At 50.4% G+C, this 4,517-nt stretch carries 3 protein-coding genes; 2 read left to right on the top strand and 1 reads right to left on the bottom strand.

Going from position 1 to position 4,517, the window contains the following annotated elements; translation table 11 throughout:
• Positions 1–209: 209 nt before the first annotated feature.
• Positions 210–824, top strand: a complete 615-nt coding sequence (locus C4B57_11645; GenBank protein PXF50805.1) for a TetR family transcriptional regulator — start codon at positions 210–212, stop codon at positions 822–824.
• Positions 825–1,269: 445 nt separating this feature from the next.
• On the top strand, positions 1,270–2,349 hold the full coding sequence (locus tag C4B57_11650) for an AAA family ATPase (GenBank protein PXF50806.1): 1,080 nt from the start codon (positions 1,270–1,272) through the stop codon (positions 2,347–2,349).
• Positions 2,350–2,395: 46 nt separating this feature from the next.
• Here C4B57_11650 and C4B57_11655 read toward each other — a convergent pair whose 3' ends face one another.
• A complete protein-coding gene (locus C4B57_11655; protein ID PXF50807.1) occupies positions 2,396–4,393 on the bottom strand; it encodes an excinuclease ABC subunit B in 1,998 nt (665 codons plus the stop codon).
• Positions 4,394–4,517 lie beyond the last annotated feature (124 nt).

The following is a 4,517-nucleotide window of genomic DNA, read 5'->3' on the forward strand; positions in this document are numbered from 1 at the left end:
AAAAATTGAGGAGTTGACTCAAAAAATGGTTGCTCTATGAAAGAATCTTCAGACCAATGGCAGTAATTGTATGGCAAGCAGCCTACCCGGTGCTTGCTGCCTGTATCTTATATGAAATATCCAGGGGGCATATTTTTTCTTGACAAAAAAAGAATTAATGGGATAACTGAATGAACGTCCATTCATTAAAATCCATATTACATTTGTTCATGAAGACCGCGGATAAACATGACAAAATAATTAAGGCCGCTATTCGTGTGTTTGCCCGCAAAGGTTTTTTCGATTCCCGCATATCAGAAATAGCCAAAGAAGCCGATGTGGCTGATGGTACCATTTATCTTTACTTCAACAACAAGTACGATATCCTCATCACTATATTTGAAGAGGAAATGGGCAAAATCATTGCCAGAGTGAGGCAGGAAATCGCCTCTTTTGATGACCCGCGGGAAAAGTTGGAGCGTTTCGCCTATCTGCACCTGATACTGGTGCAGGAAAACAGAGATCTGGCAGAAGTAATACAGGTAGAGCTGCGTCAAAGCAGCAAGTTCATGAAGGAATATCGCAACAAGAAATTTGCCGAATATGTCAACATCATATCACACATAGTACGCCAGGGTCAGGCCCGGAAAATCTTTCTGCCAGAAGTGATGCCAGGGATATTCAAGAGGGCCTTTTTCGGGGCACTGGATGAAATGTCCCGGTTCTGGGTCCTTTCTTACAAGAAGAAATACAGTGTGGCTACGGCAGCAAAACAAATAAGTGATTATTTCCTCCAGGGGATCCTTGCCGGAGAAGCCCGTGAAGGCAATGCTCCACCCGAATAATCGAAAGAAAAATCCGGGCATGCGCGCGTGAAAGCTGCTTAATCTGACACCATCCGGGAAAGGCATCATGCCGATACCGAATTGCTGTTGATGGCATGAGACTTAACGAATCACCCAAACCCTCTCCCCCTTGGGGTAGAGGACAGTGTGAGGGGGGAACCCAAACTAGCCCTGGATTATTGGGAAGTTATTTTTTGCCTTGACAACTGACCTGACTCAACTTAATTTTCAGGCAGTAAAAAGCGCATCTTAATCAGTAACAAAAACTGCGGAGATCCTCTTTGAGTATCTCCGTTTTATTTTTTGGTAACCGTTCACGGGTTCATTCAGGGATTCAAGGTTCAAGGTTGAATTCTTATGCCGGGAGTTGTGCGGTTTACCTTAAGCCTTGAACGTTGAGCCCGGAACCTGTGAACCCTTATCATTTTTTACAGTGGAAAGACATATGAAAACATTATCAGATACCTCCGGTTCCCAAGATTATACGGCCTTGATCTATGAGTTCAGCGGGCAGAAGGTTAAACCTGATATAGCCTCGGAACTGTGGCCCAAAATAATGCAACATAAGTGGGTGCTTTCTGAAAAACTGGGCCGTGATGTAGGAATAAAGGTGGCCTGTCTGGATTTTATGGAAAATATCGAGCCCATGCATCAAGATCTTCACGATGCACAGAGGATTCAGCTTCTCAAGTCGCTGGGGGCACAGATGATCGACCGATCAATCTGGGATACCATATCCGAGACCCAACCGCCGAAACAGATCGTGAACAAGAGAATCATACTTCCCCTGACGGCAACCGAGCTTGCACGCAAACATGCAGTCATTCCGCCCCGCACCATCATCTTTTTCGGTCCGCCGGGTACGGGCAAGACCCACTTCGTTCAGGCCATAGCAGGCATACTTCAGTGGTGGTATATCGAGGTCAGCCCCAGTACCTTGATGATCGACGGAGAAGACCGTCTCGGTGCAAATCTGAAAACCTTGATAGAAAAGGCCGGCAATCTCGACGAGGTGGTCCTGTTCATAGACGAATTCGAGGAAATAGCGGAAAGCCGGGATCATGCCTCCCGCATCGACAAATCAATTACAAACGAATTCCTCAAACAGGTACCCCTGTTAAAGAGAAAAGAGAGGCATAACCTCCTGGTGTGCGCCACTAATTACATCCGGCAACTGGACAAGGCCCTGTTGCGGCCCGGTCGTTTTGATTGCATTATTCCGGTCGGAGGATTGGACGATCAGGGCCGTCGAACTATTTTCGAGTATTATCTGCGCGATACCAACCGGGGCGATGTGGATGTGGACGGGATCATTCCGATGATTTCGCTCTTTACCCCTGCGGATATCGAGTACCTCTTTCAGAGGGTCAGACAACTCGCCTTCGAGAGAGAATATGTCAAAGGAGAAGATTACCGCGTGACAACAGAGACGTTCCTGGAAATTATTCCCGATATTACGCCTACGCTTACCAGTGAAATCATCGAGGATTTCGAACAGGACTGTCTGCGCTATACCAGATACTGATCATGTCGTGAAAACAGCGGCAACCTTTCCGTTGTCATCATTCTATCTATGATTGCAGCCTCACTGTCTTGAGTTCCTTGATCCTGTCCCTGAGTTCAGCAGCCCTCTCAAACCTTTCTTCCTTGGCAGCGGCCTTCATCTCCTGTTCCAGGGCCTTGATCTGTTTTTCCGGGTCTGTTGAACCCGGCAGGTCCCCATAATGAGCTGTTGGCTCAGCTATCTGCATATCCAACTGCTGCTCTTTCTCATAGATTGAAGAAAGGGCATCCTTGACGGCCTTTTTTATGGTGGCCGGAGTAATATTGTGTAGCCTGTTGTGTTCCATCTGTATCCGGCGCCTGCGTCCGGTTTCCTCCATGGCCCGCTTCATGGAACCGGTAATCCTGTCCGCATAGAGCAGCACCAGGCCATCGGCATTACGGCTGGCCCGCCCCGCTGTCTGTATAAGAGACCGTTCCGAACGAAGAAAGCCTTCCTTGTCCGCATCCAGCACTGCCACCAGGGACACTTCCGGGATATCGAGGCCCTCTCTCAGGAGATTTATCCCGACCAGCACATCAAAGTCACCACGCCTCAGGCCCTGTATCAGCCGGCTCCTTTCTATGGTCTTTATATCGGAATGGAGATATTCCACGCGGATACCGGATGAAGAGTAGTATTCCGTGAGGTCCTCTGCCATCCTCTTTGTCAGCGTGGTGACAAGGACCTTCTCATCTCTCGCAACGGTTTTTTGTATCTCCTCCATGAGGTCGTCTACCTGGGTGCCGGCAGGCCTTACCTCCATCCGCGGATCCGTGAGACCTGTCGGCCTTATGAGCTGCTCCACCACGGCCCCTCCGGCCTTTTCAAACTCATATGGCCCCGGAGTGGCGGAGATGCAAATGACCTGGCCCACGGCCTTTTCAAACTCGTCAAACCGTAAGGGACGGTTGTCCAGGGCCGAGGGAAGCCTGAAGCCGAACTCCACGAGGGTCTCTTTCCTGGAACGATCCCCGGCGTACATGCCCCTTATCTGTGGAATGCTTATATGGCTTTCGTCAATGAAGGTTATGAAATCCTTCGGAAAATAGTCCAGAAGTACTGGAGGGGGCTCTCCTGGGGAACGGCCCGAAAGGTGTCTTGCGTAGTTCTCGATCCCATGGCAGTAACCCAGTTCCTGAAGCATCTCAAGGTCCAGGTTGGTCCTCTGCTCAAGACGCTGGGCCTCAACTAATCTATTCCGGGACTCAAAAAACAGGAGTCTTTCGTCCAGCTCCGCCTTGATACTCAGAATGGCCCGGTCCAATCCGCCTCCGGATGCCACGTAATGGCTCGATGGATATATGATAGTCTCTTTCAGGAAGGCAATGGTCCGCCCCCTGAGCGGATCAATCTTGCTGATGTTTTCGATCTCGTCTCCAAACAGCTCAACCCTCACGGCGTGCTTTTCCTCATGGGCAGGGAAGATCTCAACTATATCTCCCCGGACCCTGAAGGTGCCGCGGCGGAAATCGACATCGTTTCGCTCATACAGCATGGCGACCAGCCTGGCCAGGATCTCTTCTCTTGGGCACTCATCGCCCACCCTCAAGCATAGCTGCATCTGCCGGTATTCTTCAGGAGAGCCCAGGCCGTAGATGCAGGATACGCTGGCCACAACTATCACGTCCCTTCTGGTGAGCAGTGAGTGTGTGGCAGAATGGCGAAGCCTGTCAATAGAGTCATTGATGGAGGAATCCTTCTCGATATAGGTGTCTGATTGAGGTATATAGGCCTCCGGCTGATAGTAATCGTAATAGCTTACAAAATATTCAACCGCGTTTTCCGGGAAAAGGGCCTTGAATTCTCCGAAGAGCTGCGCGGCAAGGGTCTTGTTCGGTGCGATCACCAGGGCAGGCCGTTGCGCCCGGACAATTATATTGGCCATGGTAAATGTCTTGCCGGATCCCGTGACACCAAGAAGTGTCTGAAGGCGAAGGCCCTTTTGAAGGCCTTCGGCAAGGGTGGCAATGGCTCCTGGCTGGTCTCCGCAGGGAGAGAAGCCTGAATGTAGTCGAAAAGGCAAGGTGAGTAGCCCGGGGGAATCTCACCCCCAGGCCCTCTCAGAACCCGGCGTGAGCCTCTCAGCTCACCGGGCTCCCATCATCCAGCCGTCGGTTTTACACCCATTTGCCAGTGCGGAAATAGCT

Source organism: Deltaproteobacteria bacterium (assembly GCA_003194485.1).
In the GTDB taxonomy this organism is placed as follows: domain Bacteria; phylum Desulfobacterota; class Dissulfuribacteria; order Dissulfuribacterales; family UBA3076; genus UBA3076.

Excerpts from the sequence above, each read along its gene's own strand:
- C4B57_11645 (PXF50805.1), top strand. The coding sequence starts at position 210 with ATGAAGACCGCGGATAAACATGACAAAATAATTAAGGCCGCTATTCGT.
- C4B57_11650 (PXF50806.1), top strand. The coding sequence starts at position 1,270 with ATGAAAACATTATCAGATACCTCCGGTTCCCAAGATTATACGGCCTTG.